Annotated in this window: 18 protein-coding genes and 2 tRNA genes; 12 read left to right on the forward strand and 8 right to left on the reverse strand. The window is 71.6% G+C overall.

Annotation, left to right across the window (positions count from 1 at the left end; all coding sequences use genetic code 11):
* Positions 1-254 precede the first annotated feature (254 nt).
* The 4 genes from gyrB (at position 255) to HB370_RS20450 (ending at position 5,893) form a co-directional block, all read left to right on the forward strand.
* Positions 255-2,336 (forward strand): DNA topoisomerase (ATP-hydrolyzing) subunit B, encoded by a 2,082-nt coding sequence (gene gyrB, locus HB370_RS20435; protein WP_030786414.1) that lies wholly within the window; start codon positions 255-257, stop codon positions 2,334-2,336.
* A gap of 42 nt (positions 2,337-2,378) precedes the next feature.
* Positions 2,379-4,973, forward strand: a complete 2,595-nt coding sequence (gyrA, locus tag HB370_RS20440) for a DNA gyrase subunit A (RefSeq protein ID WP_030786417.1) — start codon at positions 2,379-2,381, stop codon at positions 4,971-4,973.
* Between the two features lie 18 nt (positions 4,974-4,991).
* Positions 4,992-5,705 carry a DUF3566 domain-containing protein gene (locus HB370_RS20445; protein ID WP_078637611.1) on the forward strand — a complete coding sequence of 238 codons (714 nt, stop codon included), beginning with the start codon at positions 4,992-4,994 and terminating at the stop codon, positions 5,703-5,705.
* Between the two features lie 111 nt (positions 5,706-5,816).
* Positions 5,817-5,893, forward strand: a tRNA-Ile gene (locus tag HB370_RS20450).
* A gap of 68 nt (positions 5,894-5,961) precedes the next feature.
* Here the strand turns inward: HB370_RS20450 and HB370_RS41960 are convergent.
* Together HB370_RS41960 and HB370_RS20455 are read right to left on the reverse strand one after the other, a co-directional pair.
* Positions 5,962-6,252 carry a tyrosine-type recombinase/integrase gene (locus HB370_RS41960; protein ID WP_244405576.1) on the reverse strand — a complete coding sequence of 97 codons (291 nt, stop codon included), beginning with the start codon at positions 6,250-6,252 and terminating at the stop codon, positions 5,962-5,964.
* Entirely contained in the window at positions 6,249-6,845 is a 597-nt protein-coding gene (locus HB370_RS20455; RefSeq protein ID WP_244405578.1) for an N-terminal phage integrase SAM-like domain-containing protein, read from the reverse strand. Before HB370_RS20455 ends, HB370_RS41960 begins: the two co-directional genes overlap by 4 nt.
* A gap of 51 nt (positions 6,846-6,896) precedes the next feature.
* Here HB370_RS20455 and HB370_RS20460 point away from each other — a divergent pair, with 51 nt between their 5' ends.
* The gene (locus HB370_RS20460) at positions 6,897-7,280 is read left to right on the forward strand and encodes a hypothetical protein (RefSeq protein ID WP_030786422.1); all 384 of its coding nucleotides are present in this window, start codon (positions 6,897-6,899) and stop codon (positions 7,278-7,280) included.
* Positions 7,281-7,711: 431 nt separating this feature from the next.
* Here HB370_RS20460 and HB370_RS20465 read toward each other — a convergent pair whose 3' ends face one another.
* Together HB370_RS20465 and HB370_RS20470 are read right to left on the reverse strand one after the other, a co-directional pair.
* Entirely contained in the window at positions 7,712-8,170 is a 459-nt protein-coding gene (locus HB370_RS20465; protein WP_030786425.1) for a PPOX class F420-dependent oxidoreductase, read from the reverse strand.
* A gap of 420 nt (positions 8,171-8,590) precedes the next feature.
* Positions 8,591-12,733, reverse strand: coding sequence for an AAA family ATPase (locus HB370_RS20470; RefSeq protein ID WP_030786428.1), 4,143 nt, complete (start codon positions 12,731-12,733; stop codon positions 8,591-8,593).
* Positions 12,734-13,165: 432 nt separating this feature from the next.
* Between HB370_RS20470 and HB370_RS20475 the strand changes: the two genes are divergently transcribed.
* On the forward strand, positions 13,166-13,333 hold the full coding sequence (locus tag HB370_RS20475; protein WP_167345749.1) for a hypothetical protein: 168 nt from the start codon (positions 13,166-13,168) through the stop codon (positions 13,331-13,333).
* Positions 13,334-13,409: 76 nt separating this feature from the next.
* Entirely contained in the window at positions 13,410-13,688 is a 279-nt protein-coding gene (locus tag HB370_RS20480) for a ferredoxin (RefSeq protein WP_078637612.1), read from the forward strand.
* Here HB370_RS20480 and HB370_RS20485 read toward each other — a convergent pair.
* The gene (locus HB370_RS20485; protein ID WP_244405580.1) at positions 13,666-14,457 is read right to left on the reverse strand and encodes a glycosyltransferase; all 792 of its coding nucleotides are present in this window, start codon (positions 14,455-14,457) and stop codon (positions 13,666-13,668) included. The genes HB370_RS20480 and HB370_RS20485 overlap by 23 nt on opposite strands.
* A 186-nt stretch (positions 14,458-14,643) precedes the next feature.
* Complete coding sequence (locus HB370_RS20490) at positions 14,644-15,042, reverse strand: DUF6344 domain-containing protein (protein ID WP_244405582.1); 399 nt, start codon at positions 15,040-15,042, stop codon at positions 14,644-14,646.
* Between the two features lie 350 nt (positions 15,043-15,392).
* Here HB370_RS20490 and HB370_RS41370 point away from each other — a divergent pair, with 350 nt between their 5' ends.
* On the forward strand, positions 15,393-15,521 hold the full coding sequence (locus tag HB370_RS41370) for a DLW-39 family protein (protein ID WP_003999697.1): 129 nt from the start codon (positions 15,393-15,395) through the stop codon (positions 15,519-15,521).
* Between the two features lie 305 nt (positions 15,522-15,826).
* Complete coding sequence (locus tag HB370_RS20500; RefSeq protein WP_244405584.1) at positions 15,827-17,179, forward strand: hypothetical protein; 1,353 nt, start codon at positions 15,827-15,829, stop codon at positions 17,177-17,179.
* A gap of 34 nt (positions 17,180-17,213) precedes the next feature.
* Here the strand turns inward: HB370_RS20500 and HB370_RS20505 are convergent, their stop codons facing one another.
* Entirely contained in the window at positions 17,214-18,647 is a 1,434-nt protein-coding gene (locus HB370_RS20505; protein WP_167513007.1) for a serine/threonine-protein kinase, read from the reverse strand.
* 97 nt (positions 18,648-18,744) lie between these two features.
* Positions 18,745-19,293 (reverse strand): DNA-binding protein, encoded by a 549-nt coding sequence (locus tag HB370_RS20510; RefSeq protein WP_030780911.1) that lies wholly within the window; start codon positions 19,291-19,293, stop codon positions 18,745-18,747.
* Between the two features lie 183 nt (positions 19,294-19,476).
* Here HB370_RS20510 and HB370_RS20515 point away from each other — a divergent pair.
* The 3 genes from HB370_RS20515 (at position 19,477) to HB370_RS20525 (ending at position 20,433) form a co-directional block, all read left to right on the forward strand.
* A tRNA-Ala gene (locus tag HB370_RS20515) sits at positions 19,477-19,549 on the forward strand.
* A gap of 139 nt (positions 19,550-19,688) precedes the next feature.
* Positions 19,689-19,922, forward strand: coding sequence for a cupin domain-containing protein (locus HB370_RS20520; protein ID WP_051815588.1), 234 nt, complete (start codon positions 19,689-19,691; stop codon positions 19,920-19,922).
* A gap of 10 nt (positions 19,923-19,932) precedes the next feature.
* Positions 19,933-20,433 carry a tetratricopeptide repeat protein gene (locus HB370_RS20525; RefSeq protein WP_030780905.1) on the forward strand — a complete coding sequence of 167 codons (501 nt, stop codon included), beginning with the start codon at positions 19,933-19,935 and terminating at the stop codon, positions 20,431-20,433.
* The last annotated feature ends 8 nt before the right edge of the window (positions 20,434-20,441 follow it).

Below are 20,441 nucleotides of genomic sequence, written 5' to 3' on the forward strand. Positions count from 1 at the left end.
GCGAAGCGCTGAGTGCCGCTGTGAGCCCCTTGGAGCCCCCATCCGTATATCGGGACCCGGCCGAGACCGGTTCAGGGCGGCACATGGGAGCTGAGGTGCCCGCAAACCCCCATCGATGTCAGTGCTACCGGTAGACTGGAAGACAATCCCGCCCCAACGTGGGGACCGCCCGGGAAAAGCTGAGCAACGCTGATCAAGGCTTACCAACGCAACATGCCGCAGCCGCTCCGGCAACCTGCCGACGAGCCCGGCTCGTGCTGTGCCAGAAAGGGCGCTTCGTGGCCGATTCCGGCAACCCCAACGAGAACATCCCGTCCACCGACGCCGGCGTGAACGGCGAGGCCACCGAGTCCGGCGCGGCCTCAGCCTCGTACGACGCCAGTGCCATCACCGTGCTCGAAGGGCTGGACGCGGTCCGCAAGCGGCCCGGCATGTACATCGGCTCCACGGGCGAGCGCGGTCTGCACCACCTGGTGTACGAGGTCGTCGACAACTCGGTCGACGAGGCGCTGGCCGGCTACGCGGACACCATCGACGTGACGATCCTCGCCGACGGCGGTGTGCGCGTCGACGACAACGGCCGCGGCATCCCGGTGGGCATCGTGCCCTCCGAGGGCAAGCCGGCCGTCGAGGTCGTGCTGACCGTGCTGCACGCGGGCGGCAAGTTCGGCGGCGGCGGCTACGCCGTCTCCGGCGGTCTGCACGGTGTGGGCGTGTCCGTGGTGAACGCGCTGTCCACGAAGGTCGCCGTCGAGGTGAGGACGGACGGCCACCGCTGGACGCAGGACTACAAGATGGGCGTGCCGACGGCCCCGCTGGTCAAGCACGAGGCGACCGAGGAGACCGGCACGTCGGTCACCTTCTGGGCCGACCCGGAGATCTTCGAGACCACCGAGTACTCCTTCGAGACGCTGTCCCGGCGTTTCCAGGAGATGGCGTTCCTCAACAAGGGCCTGACGATCCGGCTCACCGACGAGCGCGAGTCGGCCAAGGCCACCAGCGGCGCGGACGAGGCGGGCGCCGACGAGAAGGCCGAGGTCAAGACCGTCACGTACCACTACGAGGGCGGCATCGTCGACTTCGTGAAGTACCTCAACTCCCGCAAGGGGGACGCGGTGCACCCGACGGTCGTCTCGCTGGAGGCCGAGGACAAGGACAAGAGCCTGTCCCTCGAGGTCGCCATGCAGTGGAACAGTGGCTACAGCGAGGGCGTGTACTCCTTCGCGAACATCATCCACACCCACGAGGGCGGCACCCACGAAGAGGGCTTCCGCGCGGCGCTGACCAGCCTGATCAACAAGTACGCCCGCGACAAGAAGCTGCTGCGCGAGAAGGACGACAACCTCACCGGCGACGACATCCGTGAGGGTCTGACCGCGATCATCTCGGTCAAGCTGAGCGAGCCGCAGTTCGAGGGCCAGACGAAGACCAAGCTGGGCAACACGGAGGCCAAGACCTTCGTGCAGAAGGCGGTCTACGAACACCTCAACGACTGGCTGGACCGCAACCCGGTCGAGGCCGCGGACATCGTCCGCAAGGGCATCCAGGCGGCCACCGCGCGCGTGGCGGCCCGCAAGGCGCGCGACCTGACCCGCCGCAAGGGCCTGCTGGAGACGGCGTCGCTGCCGGGCAAGCTGGCCGACTGCCAGTCCAACGACCCGGCCAAGTGCGAGATCTTCATCGTCGAGGGTGACTCCGCCGGCGGCTCGGCCAAGTCCGGCCGGAACCCGCAGTACCAGGCGATCCTCCCGATCCGCGGCAAGATCCTGAACGTGGAGAAGGCGCGGATCGACAAGATCCTGCAGAACCAGGAGATCCAGGCGCTGATCTCGGCCTTCGGCACGGGTGTGCACGAGGACTTCGACATCGAGAAGCTCCGCTATCACAAGATCATCCTGATGGCGGACGCCGACGTCGACGGCCAGCACATCAGCACCCTGCTGCTGACCTTCCTGTTCCGCTTCATGCGGCCGCTGGTCGAGGCCGGGCACGTGTACCTGTCCCGCCCCCCGCTGTACAAGATCAAGTGGGGCCGGGACGACGTGGAGTACGCCTACTCGGACCGCGAGCGCGACGCGCTGATCGAGATGGGCCGCCAGCGCGGCAAGCGCGTCCGCGAGGACTCCATCCAGCGCTTCAAGGGTCTCGGCGAGATGAACGCCGAGGAGCTGCGCGTGACCACCATGGACCAGGAGCACCGGGTCCTCGGCCAGGTCACCCTGGACGACGCCGCCCAGGCCGACGACCTGTTCTCGGTCCTCATGGGCGAGGACGTGGAGGCCCGCCGCCAGTTCATCCAGCGCAACGCCAAGGACGTCCGCTTCCTCGACATCTGAGTCGGTCTCAGCTGACCGCACCAGGAAGGATCTTCACCAGCAATGGCCGACGAGAACATCCCCGCCACCCCCGAAGGTGACGGCGTCATCGCCCAGCGTGTCGAGCCCGTCGGGCTCGAGACGGAGATGCAGCGCTCGTACCTCGACTACGCGATGTCCGTCATCGTCTCCCGCGCGCTGCCGGACGTCCGGGACGGTCTCAAGCCCGTCCACCGCCGTGTGCTGTACGCGATGTACGACGGCGGCTACCGCCCCGAGCGCGGCTTCTACAAGTGCGCCCGTGTCGTCGGCGACGTCATGGGCAACTACCACCCGCACGGCGACTCCTCCATCTACGACGCCCTGGTGCGCCTCGCCCAGCCGTGGTCGATGCGGATGCCGCTGGTGGACTCCAACGGCAACTTCGGCTCCCCGGGCAACGACCCGGCGGCGGCCATGCGCTACACCGAGTGCAAGATGGCGCCGCTGTCGATGGAGATGGTCCGGGACATCGACGAGGAGACCGTCGACTTCACGGACAACTACGACGGCCGCTCCCAGGAGCCGACCGTCCTGCCGGCCCGCTTCCCGAACCTGCTGATCAACGGCTCGGCCGGTATCGCGGTCGGCATGGCCACCAACATCCCGCCGCACAACCTGCGCGAGGTCGCGGCCGGCGCCCAGTGGTACCTGGAGAACCCCGACGTCTCCCACGAGGAGCTGCTGGACGCGCTCATGGAGCGCATCAAGGGCCCGGACTTCCCGACCGGCGCCCTGGTCGTGGGACGCAAGGGCATCGAGGAGGCGTACCGCACCGGGCGCGGCTCCATCACGATGCGCGCGGTGGTCGAGGTCGAGGAGATCCAGGGCCGTCAGTGCCTGGTGGTCACCGAGCTGCCGTACCAGGTGAACCCGGACAACCTCGCGCAGAAGATCGCCGACCTGGTGAAGGACGGCAGGATCGGCGGCATCGCGGACGTCCGCGACGAGACGTCGTCCCGTACCGGCCAGCGCCTGGTGATCGTCCTGAAGCGGGACGCGGTCGCCAAGGTCGTGCTGAACAACCTGTACAAGCACACCGACCTGCAGACGAACTTCGGCGCCAACATGCTGGCGCTGGTGGACGGCGTGCCGCGCACGCTCTCGCTGGACGCGTTCATCCGGCACTGGGTGACGCACCAGATCGAGGTCATCGTCCGCCGGACCAGGTTCCGGCTGCGCAAGGCCGAGGAGCGGGCGCACATCCTGCGCGGTCTGCTGAAGGCGCTGGACGCCATCGACGAGGTCATCGCGCTGATCCGGCGCAGCGAGACGGTCGAGATCGCCCGCGGCGGCCTGATGGACCTGCTGGAGATCGACGAGATCCAGGCCAACGCGATCCTGGAGATGCAGCTGCGGCGCCTGGCGGCCCTGGAGCGGCAGAAGATCGTCCAGGAGCACGACGAACTCCAGGCGAAGATCAACGAGTACAACGAGATCCTGGCCTCGCCGGTCCGCCAGCGCGGGATCGTCAGCGAGGAGCTGGCCGCGATCGTCGAGAAGTACGGCGACGACCGCCAGACCAAGCTGATCCCGTACGAGGGCGACATGTCCATCGAGGACCTGATCGCCGAGGAGGACATCGTCGTCACCGTCACGCGCGGCGGCTACGTCAAGCGGACGAAGACGGACGACTACCGGGCGCAGAAGCGCGGCGGCAAGGGCGTGCGCGGCACGAAGCTGAAGGAAGACGACATCGTCGACCACTTCTTCGTCTCCACCACGCACCACTGGCTGCTGTTCTTCACCAACAAGGGCCGGGTGTACCGGGCCAAGGCGTACGAGCTGCCCGAGGCCGGCCGGGACGCGCGCGGCCAGCACGTGGCGAACCTGCTGGCCTTCCAGCCGGACGAGGCGATCGCGGAGATCCTGGCGATCCGGGACTACGAGGCGGCGCCGTACCTGGTCCTCGCGACCAAGTCCGGTCTGGTCAAGAAGACGCCACTGAAGGATTACGATTCGCCCCGCTCCGGCGGTGTCATCGCGATCAACCTGCGCGAGCGCGAGGACGGCAGCGACGACGAGCTGATCGGTGCCGAGCTGGTCTCCGCCGAGGACGACCTGCTGCTGATCAGCAAGAAGGCGCAGTCGATCCGGTTCACCGCTTCGGACGAGTCCCTGCGCCCGATGGGCCGCGCCACCTCCGGTGTCAAGGGCATGAGTTTCCGCGAGGGCGACGAGCTTCTCTCGATGAATGTCGTCCGACCCGGTACGTTCGTGTTCACTGCCACCGACGGTGGGTACGCGAAGCGGACCGCCGTCGACGAGTACCGCGTCCAGGGCCGCGGCGGCCTCGGCATCAAGGCCGCCAAGATCGTGGAGGACCGTGGTTCGCTCGTCGGCGCGCTGATTGTCGAGGAGCACGACGAGATCCTCGCGATCACCCTCTCCGGCGGTGTGATTCGTACGCGAGTCAGCGAGGTCAGGGAGACGGGCCGTGACACCATGGGCGTCCAACTGATCAACCTGGGCAAGCGCGATGCCGTGGTCGGTATCGCACGTAACGCCGAGGCCGGGCGCGAGGCGGAGGAAGTCGACGGCGACGTGGCCGTGGACGAGACCGCCGAGGGTGCCGCGACCACCGGCACGGACGAGGGTGAGGCACCCTCGGCCGAGTAGCACGAGGAGTGAGTCATCGTGAGCGGAGCCACGGGCGCCGGATCGGCCGGTACCTCCACGGGTACGGAAACGGACGGCGGCGGCCGTGGCTCCGCCGCGCGTGCGGCAAGTGCGAGCGACCCGCACACGACCGACCTGAAGCCGGTGAAGGGGTCCGAGACGGACTCCTCCCGTACGTCTGGATCCCAGGGGGGAACGGTGACGGACACCCGAGGCCCGGCCGGCGAGGCACGTGCGGCGTCGCCGCTGCCCGGTGAGCGGCACCCGGAGCAGCCCGCCGTTCCGTACCACCCGCCGCAGGCCTATCCGGCGCAGGGCGCGGTCCGCAAGCCGCGCACGGGGATGCGGCCGACGGCGCCGCGCACCCGTAAGGCGCGGCTGCGGGTGGCCAAGGCCGACCCGTGGTCGGTGATGAAGGTCAGCTTCCTGCTCTCCATCGCGTTCGGCATCTGCACGATCGTCGCCTCGGCGGTGCTGTGGATGGTGATGGACGCGATGGGCGTGTTCTCGACGGTCGGCGGCACCATCTCGGAGGCGACCGGCTCCAACGAGGCCAACGGCTTCGACCTCCAGGCGTTCCTGTCCCTTCCGCACGTCCTGACGTTCACGTCGGTCATCGCGGTCATCGACGTGGTCCTGGCGACCGCGCTGGCGACGCTCGGCGCGTTCATCTACAACCTCTCCGCGGGCTTCGTGGGCGGCATCGAGCTGACCCTCGCGGAGGACGAGTGACGCGCCGGCCGGCGGCGTCCTGACGGTCCCCGACAACCGATTTTGGGACTGACGGTGTCGTGCGCTAATCTTCAGGAGTCAGCGCGCGGGACACACACCGCAAAGCGCGGCGGGGCTATAGCTCAGTTGGTTAGAGCGCATCCCTGATAAGGATGAGGCCACAGGTTCAAATCCTGTTAGCCCCACCAGCGAAAAGACCCCCGGTCCATTGGGCCGGGGGTCTTTTGACACCCACGCTTGACACCAACAGCGGCGGTCAGCCGATGAGCGGGTCCTCCAGCAGCTCGGCGAGCATCGCGACGGCTTCCCGCTCACTGTCGCCGGCCACGTGGGTGTAGACGTCCATGGTCCTGCTGATCTGGCTATGCCGCAGGATCGCCTGGGCGACCTTGGGGTGCACCTTCAGGAAGGCGAGCAGGGTGCCGCAGGTGTGCCGGGCGAGCCGGACCGTGATGCGGCGGACGCCGGCGCGCTTCACGAGGCGGTCAAAGGTGCGGGAGAAGCCGACCGGATCCGTCAGACCGCCGTGCTCGGACGAGAAGATCACGTCATGGTCCGGTTTCTCGTGCCAGTGATCACCGGCGATCTTCCGCTCCAGCTCCTGAAGCTGGCGGCGTTCATCCAGAGCACGGGCGCAGAACTCCGGGAGGGGGGCAGCGCGACGTTCCGGGTCAGGATCTCTTCCTTGATCGCATGGTTCAGGGCGTTCCGGAGCGTACGAAGCACCTCGAACCGAGTGGGTGCGGGAATCTCCTGCCGGGTCAGCGTGGCCATGAAGGCTCGCACCTGTGCGGCCGACAGGCGGGCGAGTGGCTTTTTCCCCAGGTGTGGACGAATGTAGAGACGCACCTTGGATTCGTACTTGTCGTAGGTGTTGTCCTCCCGATTCGGGCGCACGATGTGCTCGATCCAGTAGTCCAGCCATTCGCCGACCGACCAGGCGCGTGAAGGAACCGGGATGCCGTGACGCTCTTGGTCCTGGAGCTTGCCGAGCTTTTCGTTCGCTTCGTCCCAGGTGGCGCCGTAGACGGTCTTGCGGACGCGATTGCCGTCGGTGTCGGTGACGTACGCGCGTCCCATGTAGCGGCCGTCCGCCCGCCTGGAGATCGTGCCGCCGCTGTTGGGCCGCCTCCTGGCCATCAGGCCGCCTCCCCCATCTGCTGCCGCCGACGCACGGCTGGGAGGCTCGCGATGCAGGTGAGGTTGCCCCGGCGGGGTTTCTGGTGCGAGTGCTGGACGGAGAGCCTGACCGAGCAGGGGCAGCCGACGCTGGTGGCATCGTTCGACGCCTATTCCGCCCCCCAGGCGGACCGTTGGGTAGCGGTCGCCCTCCAGACGATCTCCCCGGCACTGGACTCGGACGCGTCTGCCGAAGCCTGGGAGCGGATGTATGACGGCCGGATCGACACCCGCCGAGCCCTACTGCGGGCCGAGCCCTGCACGGTATCCCTGACCCACGCCGGCACCCGCATCACCTGGACGATCCAGCCGGTGCTCTTCCTGCCCCTCGCACACCGCCAGGGCACCGAGCTCCCGGCATGCGCTCACGACTTCACGCCCCGTCCTGAAGAGTGAGTTACAACTTTCTCTACTGGTTCAAGCCCCGGCTGCGCTCCGCTCCGCCGGGCGCGCTTCCCGGCTCTGGCTGCGCCCGCGCTCCTGCCTTCGGCCCGCTCGGCGCTGCCGCCGCCGACGCGCGCCCACATGTGGATAGGGCCGGGTGGCCATGAGTCGATCACCGCATAGCGCGGCACGTTCAAGACGATGCCTCCGGCGGGGGATCGGCCGGCACCGGGATGGAGGGGGCGCCGTTTCCGCCCGCAGGTCCGTAGTGGCGTGGGATGGGAGCTGGGGAGGGTGTCGGTTGAGGAAGTGGGCAGCTAGACGGCCGCACGGACCATCTCACCGGTGCCACGAGGTACGACAAACTCGCCGTCCGCAATCACGCGACCGTGCTGGCCGCAGCCATCAACGAGTGGCTATGACCAGCACGGACGCGATACGTCCTAACCGTTGATGTCGAGCGCTGTTCCGTACAGACGGTCCACCTTCAACCGGATGACCACTCGGCGCTCAGCAACAAGATGCTCCAGAAACGCATCTTCATCCTCCGGCTTCGCGGCCTGCGGGATCATTCCGAGCAGTTCCCGACCGACCGCATCGCCAGGAACCGTCGTGATCTCGGAGACCTCGGCCTCACCTTCGGCGACGGCGAACGACCACACGTCGCCGCCCTGCACGTGTAGCGCCGCACGCGGGTCGCGTCGCAGGTGCCCGACCTTGATGCGGTCGGCCGTCGTCGAGAACCGCACGATGCGGGCCTCGGAGTCCCAGCTGTACACCATGGTGGTCAGGTGGGGGTGGCCACTGCGCTTGACGGTGGCGAGCGTGCCGAACTGCTGCTTGCCAAGCAGGTTGGAGAGGGCTTCATCGGACAGTGGGCGAGGTGCTGGTCTTTGAGTCATGACGTGATGAACGTCCGTAGCCGCTCCACGATTTCATGGACGTTGTGAGCCCAACCCCCACTTTCACAACGCGCTCTAGTGCGCTGTGTTGGCTTTGTCAAGAGCGTCTCTCTTCGGTGACACCAGTACCTGACACCAACAGGGCCGAACAGCGGCGGACACCGCCGAACGCCGACGGACCGCCAGTCGAGGCGGGGACGAGTTGGCCGACGTTCCAGGGGCCTGTTAGCCCCACCAGCGAGAAGACCCCCGGTCCATTGGGCCGGGGGTCTTCTGCGTGTGCGGGTGGTTTTCGGTGGGGAAGCAAAAGGCCCGACCGCTGGCGACGGGGGATGCACCAGCGATCGGGCTATGGCCAAGGGTAACAAGGTTGTGGGTTGTGTGGGGCCAAGTCCAGGGGAAATCAGGCAGGTTGGCCGATCATCGACCGCACGGAGGGTCGTAGGAGAGGCGCGGCAGGTACTCCTGCCAGCGCTGCTTCGTCAGAACGCCCCGGGTGACCGAACAGATGTGGCGGATCGCCGTGTCCTCGTCCAGGCTCCACAGGCGGACCGTGTCGGTGCCGCTGGAGACGCCGAGGACGTGGCTGTTGGGGCTGAAGGAGAGGAAGTGGCCGGTCTTGGCGTTGGGGCTCATGGACTGGCCGATCGGGGTCGTCCGGGCCGGGTCGGTGACGTTCCACAGGCGGACCGTGTTGTCGTTGCCGCCGCTGGCCAGGGTGTGGCCGACCGTGCTGAAGGTCAGGGACGTCACCGCCTCGGTGTGGCCGGTCAGCGGCCTGCCCAGCGGCTCGGCGTGCGCGGGGTCGGTGACGTTCCACAGGCGGACCGTGTCGTCGTCGCTGCCGCTGGCCAGGGTGTCCCCGTCGGCGCTGTAGGCGAGCGCGTTCACCGGGCCCGCGTGCTCGGCCAGCGGAGCGCCCAGGGGGACGGTGCGCGCGGGGTCGGTGACGTTCCACAGCCGGATCTCGCTGTCCGCGCTGCCGCTGGCCAGGGTGTGTCCGTCGGGGCTGAAGGCGAGCGCGTTGACATAGCCCCGGTGGCCGGTGAGCGGTCTGCCCAGCGGTACGGCGTGCGCGGGGTCGGTGACGTTCCACAGCTGGACGGTGCGGTCGTCGTAGGCGGTGGCCAGGGTGCGCCCGTCCGGGCTGTAGGCCAGCGCGTCCGGTCCCATGAAGCGGGTCCGCAGGGCCAGCGGCGGGCCCGCGGCGACCGGGCGGGCGGGGTCGGAGACGTCCCACAGGTGCACCGTGCGGACACCGGTGAGGACGGCCAGGACGCGGCCGTCGGGCGAGAACACCATGGAGCGCTGGTCGCCGTCGGCCCGCATGAACGGCTCGCCCAGCAGCACGGGCCGGCCCGGCCGGGTCACGTTCCACAGCCGCAGCCGGCCGTCGCGGGCGGCGGTGGCCAGCACCCGGCCGTCCGGCCGGAACGCCCCGCTGCGGCCGACCATGTCGGAGGTCGGGACCGACCACAGCCGCACCTTGCCGTCCCCGCTGCCGGTGGCGAGGGTACGGCCGTCCGGGCGGAACCCCAGGGCGTACATCTCCCCGCTGCTGCCCGCGAGCGGCTCGCCGACCTGGGACGGTGACGCGGGGTCGGCGACGTTCCACAGGCTGGCCGTGCTGTCCGCGCTCGCGGCCGCCAGCCGGCCCCCGTCCGGGCTGAACGCCACCGACCAGATCGGCCCGGTGTGCCCGGTCAGCGGGGAGCCGAGCGCCGTCGCGCGCCCGGGCCGGCGTACGTCCCACAGCCGGATGGTGTCGTCCGCGCTGCCGCTGGCCAGGGTGCGCCCGTCGGGGGCGAAGGCCACCGAGTGCACCAGGTCCGTGTGCCCGCGCAGGGTCCTCAGCGGCTCCGGCCGGCGCGGGTCGGCCACGTCCCACAGGCGGATCGAGTTGTCGTCGCCGCCGGTGGCGAGGGTGTGCCCGTCCGGGGAGAAGGTCACGCAGCGCACCGCGGCGGTGTGACCGCGCAGGGTCTTGAGCGGCTCCGGGCGGTTCGGGTCGGCCATGTTCCACAGCCGTACCGTGTGGTCCTCCCCGGCCGAGGCCAGGGTGCGGCCGTCCGGGCTGAACGCCACCAGGTAGATCGTGCCCCCGTGGCCGGTGAGCGGCTCGCCGAGCGGCACGGGGTGCGAGCGGTCGGTGACGTTCCACAGCCGGATCGTGCCGTCGTCGCCGGCCGAGGCCAGGGTGCGGCCGTCCGGGCTGAACACGGCGCTGCTCACCCAGCTGGCGTGACCGGTGAGCGGCTTGCCGAGCGGTGCCGGGCGGTTCGGGTCGGCGACGTTCCACAGCCGGACCGTGCGGTCGTAGCTGGCCGTGGCCAGGGTGCGGCCGTCCGGGCTGAAGGAGGTGAGGTAGACCGCGCCGGTGTGCCCGGACAGCGGGGTGGCCAGCGGCGCGTTCACGATCGACAGCAGGCGGCTGTACGTGCCCTCGTCCCCGGGGCGCAGCTGGTGCGCGACCAGGTCCAGCTGGGCGGCCAGCGACGGGTCGCTGTGCTGGACCCGGTCGGCCTCGGCGAGGACCTGCTCGAACACGGCGTCGTCGCGCTGCTTCCAGGCGATCACGGCGGAACCGGCGGCCAGCACGGCCAGCACCACCAGCGCCGCCACCGCGGCCCGGCTCAGCCACACCGTCCGTTTGCGCAGCCGCACCGAGGCGGCCAGGAACTCCATCGCGCTGCGGGTCAGATAGGTGTCCCCGGCCGACCGGGCCCAGCTGCGGGCCTGCTCCAGCCGCGACCCCCGGTACAGCAGCGAGCTGTCCCGGCCCGAGTCCTCCCAGGCCCGGCCGTCCTCCTCCAGCCGCTGGCGCAGCAGATGGTCGCCGCGGCCCTCGTCGATCCAGTGCCGCAGCCGGGGCCAGGCGTGCAGCAGCGCCTCGTGGGTGATCTCCACGGTGTCCGCGTCCAGCGTCACCAGCCGGGCCCGCACCAGGGCCTCCAGCGACTCCTCCGTCTTGCCGGGGTCCGCCGACTCCTCGGCCAGCTGCCGCCGGGTGCCGCGCCGCCGGGTGGCCTGGGTGTCCTCGCCGAGCCGGACCAGCCGCAGCAGCAGCAGGCGGGCGGCGGTCCGGGCCGCCGGGTCCAGGCCGGACCAGGCCCGTTCGGCGGTCGCCGCGACCGCGCCCTGGATGCCGCCGGCCGCGCGGTAGCCGGCCAGCGTCAGCTTTCCGGCCTTGCGGCGCTGCCAGGTGGCCAGCAGGGCGTGCGACAGCAGGGGGAGCACGCCCGCGTCGTGCGCCCCGCGCGGGCCGTCGGCGCTCACCTCGCGCACGATCAGCTCGGTGAGCCCCGGCTCCAGCTCCAGGCCCACCGCCTTGGCCGGCCCGGTCACCGCCTCGCGCAGCTCGGTACTGGTCAGCGGGCCGAGCACCATGTGCCGGTGCTGGAGCGCGTCGGCCAGGTCCGGATAGCCGAGGCACTGCTCGTAGAAGTCGGCCCGTATGCCGAGGACGACACGGACCGGCGCGGGGTCCGCGGAGCCGGCCGGCGGGGTGCAGGCGGCGTGCAGGAACTGGATGAAGGAGCGCCGGTCCGCCTCGTCGGCGCAGAGGGTGAACGCCTCCTCGAACTGGTCCACGATGACGACCGGCCGGGTGCCGGGGGCGAACGCCCGGCGGGCCCAGGCCGCGACCGCCGCGCGCACGGCCCGGGTGACGTACGGGGCGTCGCTGCCCGGCAGCGCCGGGTTCCGCGCCGCCTCCCGCTCGGCCCGCCGTGCCTCGGCGGCGACGGCGGCCAGTTCGGGAATCCGGCGGACCAGCTCGCCCAGCGGATCGGCGCCGGGGACGAGTTGGAGGATGGGGTCCTGGGGTTCAGGGGGATCAGGGGGCCCTGAGGGATCGGAGGGTTCGGAGCGCTCGGCGGGTTCGCGCGGGTCGCCGGTGACCGGCGTGACCGTGACGGGAGTGACTGGAGGGGGCGGGGCCGTGTCGTCGTTCAGGGCGCCGTCCCGGATCGCGGGGACGAGGCCGGCGTTGAGGAGGGACGACTTCCCCGCGCCCGAGGCGCCGACCAGCATGACCAGGCCGCCGGACCGCTCGGCCGCGCGGAGCTGGGCGACGAGGGCCTTCGTACTGCGCTCCCGGCCGAAGAACCACCGGGCGTCCTCGCGCCGGTACGGGGCCAAGCCCCGGTACGGGCACACGCCCCCGGGTACCGGCGGCGCCTGGGCCGGTGGCCGCCGGTTCTCCTCCGCGGGCGGCGCGGCCCGGTCGCCGGCCGGACCGGTCAGGGCCAGCTCCCACAGCCGCTGCCAGTGGGCGAGGTCGTACAGGCCGGCCGAGACGGGGGTGGGGCGCAGCCGCCGGGCCTCCGGGATCAGGATGTGGAGGACCGCAGCGAGGGCCGCGAACTGGGCCGGTACGTTCCGGGCCCGCCGCCAGTCGCTGATCCGCTGCGCGGACACCCGCACGGGCCGGCCGCGCTCGTCGACCCGCTGGAGCCGTACGACCGCCTGGGCGACGCTTTTGAGGGGAGGATTTCCGGCCTCCTTGTAGAGCAGCGCGAGCCGCTCGGCGAAGGCTGTGCGTGCCCCTGAGTCGGAACTCAAGGTTCCACCCCTTACTTCCCCCGCGTGTCGGACGTCCGGACCGGAAAACTCACCCTATACGTCTGACCTGCGGTTAAGGGGTGGATCGAGGTCCGGAACCTCCTCGTCGGCGATGACAAATGGCAGGATCCGAACCCGGTAGCGGACTCGTCACACACCGTCCGGACAGGCCACCGGCCCGGTGCTCGGAAAGACAGCCCATGGCGCCGAATGTTCTCGGTCAAATTCGGCCACCTTGTGCCGCGCCCGGGCGGATGAGCCCGCGAGCGCCCCGGAAACCGTCCTCGCACTTCGACCCGCGCCGCGCCGACATGGCGTGGGTCGACGTTCCCGCACCGTTCGGCACCGGTCCCCGCGAGGGGAGGGACCGGTGCCGGGCGGGCGGGAATCGGAACCAGTCAATCCACAGGGTGGGCCCGGCCGGCCGAGCGTATGACGGACCGCCGGCACCAGGTGCTGCTGGCCGGGCTGGACCGGGCGGGCCTGTACGACCTCGGTCCGGAGGACGCGGAGGCGGTCCGCGTCCTGGCCGACCGGCTCGACGAGCCCACCGTCCGCCGGGTCGCCCACTGGCCGGCCACCGCGGGCGGGCGGTCGTAGGCCCTCTCGGCGGGTTGGGAGGGCGGTCCGGCGGGCAGTGACCTTCCGAAGGTCACCGCCCACGGCTGGAGGACGTATGGAGGTCTCCATCGACCGCGCCCTGTGCTACGGCTCGGCCGAGTGCGCGCACCGGGCACCGGACGTGTTCGCGTTCGAGGACGGCTACGGCGTGGTGCGCCCCGGAGGCGTCCGGACGGCCGGGGACCCGCGGATACGGGAGGCGGTCCTGGAGGCGGCCGAGAAGTGCCCCTCGCAGGCCATCGTGCTGAGGGAACAGGCCGCCGCGCCGAGGGAAGTGGCTGCCGCGCCGGAGCAGTGGGGGTCGCCGTTCGCTAGTCGGCCGCCGGAGGCGTAGGTGCCGTCGGCGGGCAGGTCCAGCCGAGGTCGGCGAGCGCGCGGGCACGGGCCTCGGCGACCGCCGTACGGGCCGTTCGCTCGGCGGGGTCGACATGGGCGGCCTGGCCCGTGACCTGCCCGTCCCACTTGCGGTACAGCAGACCGGCCTGCGCCGAGAACCAGCCGCGGCTCACCGCGTCCAGCGCCAGCAGCAGCCCGGTGTCCTCGGAGGCCGGCAGCGCCATCCAGCCGCCCAGCGCGAGCAGCAGCTCACGTCGTACGCACAGGGTCGCCGGATGGACCGGCAGGCGGAAGTCGTTCCGCTTCCAGTGGTCGAGGACGGTGCCGCGCTCCAGCGGACCCTCGTCGGGGTCGCCGGGGAAGCCGGCCGTGGTGCCGTCGGGGAGCAGGTCCAGCACGCGGGAGGTCGCCCAGCCGACGGTGGGACGCGCCTCCAGGACGGCCAGGTCGCGGGCGAGCGCGCCCGGGGTGAGCCGGTCGTCGGCGTCCAGCACCTTGACGTAGGCGCCCCGGGCGCGGGACAGCGCGATCGTCCGGGCCACGCCGGGACCGCCCGGCCGGCCCTGGCGGAAGGACACCCGCGCGTCGTCCGGGACGTACGGGCGGACCTGGTCCGTCGTCCCGTCCTCCTGTACGACCCACTCCCACTCCCAGCCGGCGGGCAGCCGCTGCGCGCACAGGGACGCGTACGCGTCCGGCAGGAACCGGGCGGACGGGCCGTGGACAGCGGTGACTACGGTGACGCGCCGGCTCACGGCAGCGCTCACCACCTTTCCGTGCGGTCGGGGCCTGTTGCCGCTGCCAGCATGGCGTACGGCGGGTCCGGGCACCCGGCGGGTCCCGGAAACAGCGCGAGACCCCCGGCCGGGGCGGCCGGGGGTCTTCCGTGTCGACTGGTGCGTACGCAAGTCGCCTTGTTGTCGAGACGTTGCGGTACTGCGGCGGGCGGGGGCTCAGCAGTCGAGCGCCGCCGGGGCGTGGTCGGGGCTCTGTGCCTCCGCCTCGGCCCGGGTCCGGGGCCGGGTCTGCTGCTGGAGTTCCGTCTCGCTCTGCTGGGTCTCGGTCAGCGGCCGGTGCCGGCAGCTCGGGGCCTTTCCGTGGGCCTCGGCCCGGATCCGCTGCTTCATCGTGGGGGGCAGGGCCCTGGCGCGGGACCAGGCCCAGGGATGTGCGACCGGGATCGTCGGGAGCGTGCGGTGCGCGGTGCCGGTGTCGGCGCTCTCGGTCCGGGGTCCGGCCGGGGCGGCGGTGGCGGTGGCGGCGCCGGCGGAGACGAGGCCGAGCGCCGTGCACAGCGCGAGGAAGGCGGTGACGATGGCGGTCCACATCTTCATGACCTTGGTCCGGGCCATGATCCCCTCACTTTCGGGTTGGGCGATTTGCGTACTTTGTTCATGATGTGTATGAGGGTCGCGATGTGGTGGACCGACGCCCGTGGCGCGTCGATGTTCCGATGAACACCACTCGGATGGGTGCAAGAAGGGAGAAAGCCCTCTAAAAGGCGACGAGTACGGCCGAAGAGGGAGCAAATTAACGGTCCGTGGGGGCCTGGTCACGCTCCGGACGGCACGGCATGTGACCCCGCCTACTAAGCCGCCGGGTGCGGGAGTTGGGCACCGACGCAGGTCACCGACCGATATCGGGCGGTGTGTATAGTCGGGCGCCAGAGGTCCCCTACGTCAAGGAAAGACGAGGTCGCGCGGTGAAGAAGCTGCTCCTGGTCGCACTGGCCGCCATCGGCGGGCTCCTCGTGTACCGCCAGATCCAGGCGGATCGCGCCGAGCAGGACCTGTGGACGGAGGCGACTGACTCCGTGCCCACGGGTTCGTGAGTCCCCCTGTCGAAGCCGATACCCGATCTGTACAGACCCCGGTCGCCCGAGCGGCCGGGGTTCTGCGTTGTCGGGGGGCGTCCCGGGTTGCGGGGGCGCGCGGGCCGGGGTAGCCGGAAGGGGACGTGCTCCCGCGGGGGCCGGACGTTTCGGACGGGTGTACGCGTTGCCCGGATGGCGCAGGGCCCGCCGGGGCAGGATGGAGCCCGCGACGCGGTGCGGTGGTCCGACGAGTGGGGGTGTGGCGCGTGCGGGGCCGAGGGGGTACGGCGTGGGGGCGCGGGGGCGCCGCCCGGTGCGCGGTGGTGGTGTTGCTGCTGGGACTGTGGTCCCTCGTCGGTCCGGTGGCCGGCGCGGGCGCCGAGGAGGCCGGGCCGTCGACCGTAGCGCGGGCCGAGGAGGCCGGGCCGTCGGCCGGCGCCCGGGACGGGGATGCCTACGCCTTCACGCCCGGCGCCCGTACCGTCGCGGGTGCGCCGGACACCGCGAGCGCCGTCCCGCTGGACGCCCACCACACCTACCGCAGCACCCTCCCCCGCGCCGCGAAGCTGTACTACCGCCTCCGGCTCACCGCCACGGAGACGGCGTACGTCCCCGTCACCGCCGTACCGCCCCCCGCCGCCGCCGTCTCCGCCACCGACGGCATCCGCGTCTCGCTCCGGAACGCGAACGGCACCTCCTGCTCCTACGCCTCCGCGCGCTTCGGCGCCGGGATCAGCCCGCGCCCGGTCACGGCCCTGGGGCAGCGCGAGACCGGCAAGGCGCTGTGCCGGGGCAGCGGCACGTACTACCTGCTCGTCGAGCGTCTCGACACCGGGCGCCCGGACGAGAGGGCCGAACCCGGGCCGTGGGACCTGGAGATCGCGCCCGTGACGGAACCGGGCCTGGTCCGGGCCGGCTCCACGACCCCGCCGCGCGCCTGGGACCCGGCCAGTCCCGAGCCCCCCTCCGGGCGGCCCCGTGAACGTTCCGGCGGCACCGGGTTCGCGACCGCGCGAACCGTGGGCCAGGGCGTCTGGCGGACGGAGCTCGCACCCGGCCAGACCCGGTTCTACAAGGTCCCGGTGGACTGGGGCCGACGGCTGCACGCCTCCGCCGAACTGGGCGGCGCCCAGGGTCACGGCTACGTCGGCGGTGCCCTGACCCTCTCCCTCTACAACCCCGTGCGCGGCGCCGTCGACGACACCTCCGCCGGCTACACCGGCACCGCCAAGCCCACCGCGCTCGCCCCGCTGCCGCCGGTGGAGTACGCCAACCGGTACGCCGTACCGGCCGGGGTGACCTCCGTACGGTTCGCCGGTGACTACTACCTCGTCGTGCACCTCAGCACCCGGCTGGCCGAGCCGTTCGGGCGGGGGCCGTACGAGGTGACCCTGCGGGTGCGGGTGGACGGGCGGGCGCACGAGGGTCCCGCGTACGACGGCGGGCCCGTGCCGGAGGACGTCTTCACGATCAGTGACGCGGACCGTGCCGCCGCGCTGACCGGGGGCCTCGGGGACCCGGTCGCCGGGGAGGCCGCCGAGGGGCGGAAGGCCGGTGCCGGTGACGGGGCGATGCGGCTGGTCGCCGTCGGGGGGATCGGCTCGGGGACCGCGCTGCTGCTGGTCCTCGGCGGCTGGACGGTGGCGGCCCGGCGGGCGCACGCGCGGGCCCGGTGACGGCGGGCCCGGTGACGGCGGGACCGGTGCCGGGTCAGAGCCGGGTCAGGGCCCAGAAGCCCACCGTGTAGCAGACGAGCGCCAGCAGCAGGAGGGGGATCACGGCCTTCGCGGGCGGGCCCGGACGCCGGAGCGCCCGCCGCGCCCGGTGCCGCCGGCCGGGCGCGGGCGAGGGTGCCGGGAGCGGCGGGGCCGCGGGTGCCGGGTGCGGCGCGCGGGCGGTGTAGGCGGCGGTGGTGGTGTCGACGGGCGGGGCCGGCAGGGGGTCCGGCATCGGTCCCGGCACCTGGACCGGGGGCGTGTGCGGCGGTGGGGGTGCGGGGGTGGACGGGAGGGGGCGGGGGCCGGGGATCGGGTCCAGGGGGTGCGGAGGTGGGGGGAGACGGAAGCTCCCGGTGTCCGACAGGGAGCCGGTGGAGGAGGAGGCGCTGGGATCCGTGTCGGTACGGGCGTCCGTACTCCCGCCTGGTCCCGTACCCGTGTCACCCGTACCCGTGCCGGTGTGCGGGCCTTCTTGCGAGGCTGTGCCGGAGGGTGGGGCCGGGGGGCCGGCGGGGAGCAGCTCCAAGGCGATGCCGGGGGCCTGGCGGAGGGGGCCGTCGGGGCCGAAACCGGGGGGCAGGGGCCCGAGTTGGTCGAAGATCTCGATGAGCTCGTCGTCGATGCCGGGCTCCGGCAGGAGTTCCGCGGCGGCGGCGAGCGCCTTGCGCGCCCCCGTGGCCGTACGGAAACGGTCCGCGGGATCGGGCTGGAGCAGCGAGGCGACGACCTGCCAGAGCGGTGCCGGGATGCCCTTGGGCGGGCCGGGCGTGCCGTGCTCGAGGAAGTACCGCACGAGCGCCTTGGTGTCCGGCTTGGCGCCCTCGAGGAGATAGAGGGCGACCAGCCCCACGGCGAACAGGTCGGCCGGGAAGTCCGGTTCGGCGCCCTGCATCTGTTCGGGGGCGAGGTAACCGGGCGTGCCCACCACGAGGTTGGTCTCCGTCAGCCGGGGCTCGCCGAGCCGCATGGCGATGCCGAAGTCGGACAGCCTGAGCCGGGGGCGGCCGGTGCCGGTCGCTTCGAGGAGCACGTTGGCGGGCTTGATGTCCCGGTGGACGACGTCCTCGGCGTGGACGGCGGCGAGCCCGGACAGCAACTGGTCGAGCAGCGTGCACACGAAGGCGGGCGGGAGGGGGCCGTAGTCGCCGACCAGGTGGACCAGGGAACCGCCGGTGACCAGGTCCATGGTGAACAGCACCTTGTCGTCGTCGGCGGCCCAGCTGGCCGGGGCGAGGACGTGCGGATGATCGATGCGCATGCCCTGCTCGCGGACGAAGCGCAGCAGGGAGTGGGCGTCGCGCTGCTGAAGGACCTTGGCGGCCACGTAACGCCGCCGGCGGTGGTCCCAGGCCCGCCATACGGCGCCCACGCCACCGCGTCCGATCGGGTCGGCCAGCTCGTACCGGCCGGCGAAGACCTCACCCATGCAGCCGCCGCTCCTCCTCGTGGCCCTGTGCGCCCCCGCTGGTGATCCCGTACCCCGTGTCCCGGCCGGTCCGCCCCCCGGTGCGCCGGCCCGTGGGTCAGCTCTGGTGGGACTGGTAGTGCGCGACGGCGTCGGCGGTGCGGCCGGCGCCGTAGACGCGGAGGAACTCGGCGAGTTCGGGGTGGCTCGGCGCCAGGGCGTCGGCGGCGTCGATGATGTCACCGGCGGCGGCCACCGAACGGAGCAGCGACTGGATCTCCCGGACCACGCGCTTGACCGTGGGCGCGCCCGAGCTGCCGGTGGTCTGGGTGGTGTTGCTGAGCACGGAGCCTCCCTGTGACTTCTTGATCTCCTCCATGCGCTCGGTCGCCTCGGCGGCGCTGACGCTGCCGTCCGCGACCTGGGAGGCCAACTCCTGCAGCAGCTGGACACGCTGGACGACGGCGGGGTTGCCGATCTTGGCGCGCTGGCCGCTCATCAGCTGGGAGAGCATCGGAGCGGACAGGCCGAGGACCGCCGCGAGCCGTGCCTGGTTCAGCCCGAGATCGTCGATGAGCTTACGGAAGAGCGCCCCCAGCGGCTCCCCGTACCAGTTCCGCTGCAGCTCCCGCGCTCTGGCGGTGGCTTCCTGCTGTGCGGCGTCCATTGCGTCTCCCCATCGCTTCCCCTGAAAACCGCGGTTCGCTGTAGCGAACCACGTCGAGCATCTTACGGAGAGTGGTCATCCGCGGGGACCCCCAATCTTTTTGCGGGATACGGGGGGTGACCCGGTACTCTGGTCTGCGGCACCCGCCGGATCCTGATCCTTCCGGCCGGCCGCTGCCGTTCCGGGGCCTTAGCTCAGTTGGTAGAGCGCCGTCTTTGCATGGCGGATGTCAGGGGTTCGACTCCCCTAGGCTCCACTTCCCAAAACCCCCTTTTACCTGCGGAAACGCTGGTGAGAGGGGGTTTTGCCGCTGCTGGGACCCTTTACTCTCCGGTCGACCAACCGGCGGGCGGGGAGCGGCAGCGTCGGGGCATCCACCGATCACCACCGCTTCGGTGAAGCTGCTGCGCATGGACGGGACGCCGGTGCGGGAGGAAGCGCACGGCACGGCCGGGATCCTGATCGTGCTCGACGGCCGGATGGAACTGGCCGTCCAGGGTGACCCGGTGGCGGTGGGTCCCGGGGAGATGTACCGCGTCCCGGCCGGGGCCGCCCATGCCGTGGGGCCGGGCAGCCACGGCACCCTGCTGATCGTGGAGGTTCCCGAGGGGACTGTTCGGACTCTATGATCACCGGTCCATGGACGAACCAGGCAGGGACGAACTGCTCGCCGCCGCTGTCCGGCTGCGCGGGCAGGGGGATCCCGTTCAGGCCCGGCTGCGGCTGCTGGAGCTGGCCGACCGGTACCCCGACGACCCCGAGGTGGCCTACCAGACCGCCTGGACGCACGACGTGCTCGGCCGGGAGGCCGAGGCCGTTCCCTTCTACGAGCGCGCGGTGCGGGGCGGCGGGCTGTCGGCGGAGGACCGGCGCGGTGCCCTGCTGGGCCTCGGCAGCACCTACCGCGTGCTCGGCCGGTACCCGGAGGCGGTGGACACGCTGCGCCGGGCCGTGGCGGAGTTCCCCGGCGACGGGGCCCTGCGGACCTTCCTCGCCATGGCCCTGTACAACACGGGCCGGCACGAGGAAGCCATGCGCCTGACGCTCACCCTGCTCGCCGCCACCAGCGAGGACCCCGGTGTACGGCGGTACCGGCGGGCCATCGAGGAGTACGCGCGCGACCTGGACGCCACCGTCTGAGCGGCCCG

The organism is Streptomyces sp. DSM 40868, from assembly GCF_011820545.1.
Taxonomy (GTDB): Bacteria; Actinomycetota; Actinomycetes; order Streptomycetales; family Streptomycetaceae; genus Streptomyces; species Streptomyces eurythermus.

Coding starts and splice junctions, on each gene's coding strand:
- HB370_RS20480 (WP_078637612.1), top strand. CDS start 13,410: ATGGAGGTCTCCATCGACCGCGCCCTGTGCTACGGCTCGGCCGAGTGC.
- HB370_RS20465 (WP_030786425.1), bottom strand. CDS start 8,170: ATGACTCAAAGACCAGCACCTCGCCCACTGTCCGATGAAGCCCTCTCC.
- HB370_RS20475 (WP_167345749.1), top strand. CDS start 13,166: ATGACGGACCGCCGGCACCAGGTGCTGCTGGCCGGGCTGGACCGGGCG.
- HB370_RS20460 (WP_030786422.1), top strand. CDS start 6,897: ATGCAGGTGAGGTTGCCCCGGCGGGGTTTCTGGTGCGAGTGCTGGACG.
- gyrA (WP_030786417.1), top strand. CDS start 2,379: ATGGCCGACGAGAACATCCCCGCCACCCCCGAAGGTGACGGCGTCATC.
- HB370_RS20525 (WP_030780905.1), top strand. CDS start 19,933: ATGGACGAACCAGGCAGGGACGAACTGCTCGCCGCCGCTGTCCGGCTG.
- HB370_RS20510 (WP_030780911.1), bottom strand. CDS start 19,293: ATGGACGCCGCACAGCAGGAAGCCACCGCCAGAGCGCGGGAGCTGCAG.
- HB370_RS20505 (WP_167513007.1), bottom strand. CDS start 18,647: ATGGGTGAGGTCTTCGCCGGCCGGTACGAGCTGGCCGACCCGATCGGA.
- HB370_RS20455 (WP_244405578.1), bottom strand. CDS start 6,845: ATGGCCAGGAGGCGGCCCAACAGCGGCGGCACGATCTCCAGGCGGGCG.
- HB370_RS20490 (WP_244405582.1), bottom strand. CDS start 15,042: ATGGCCCGGACCAAGGTCATGAAGATGTGGACCGCCATCGTCACCGCC.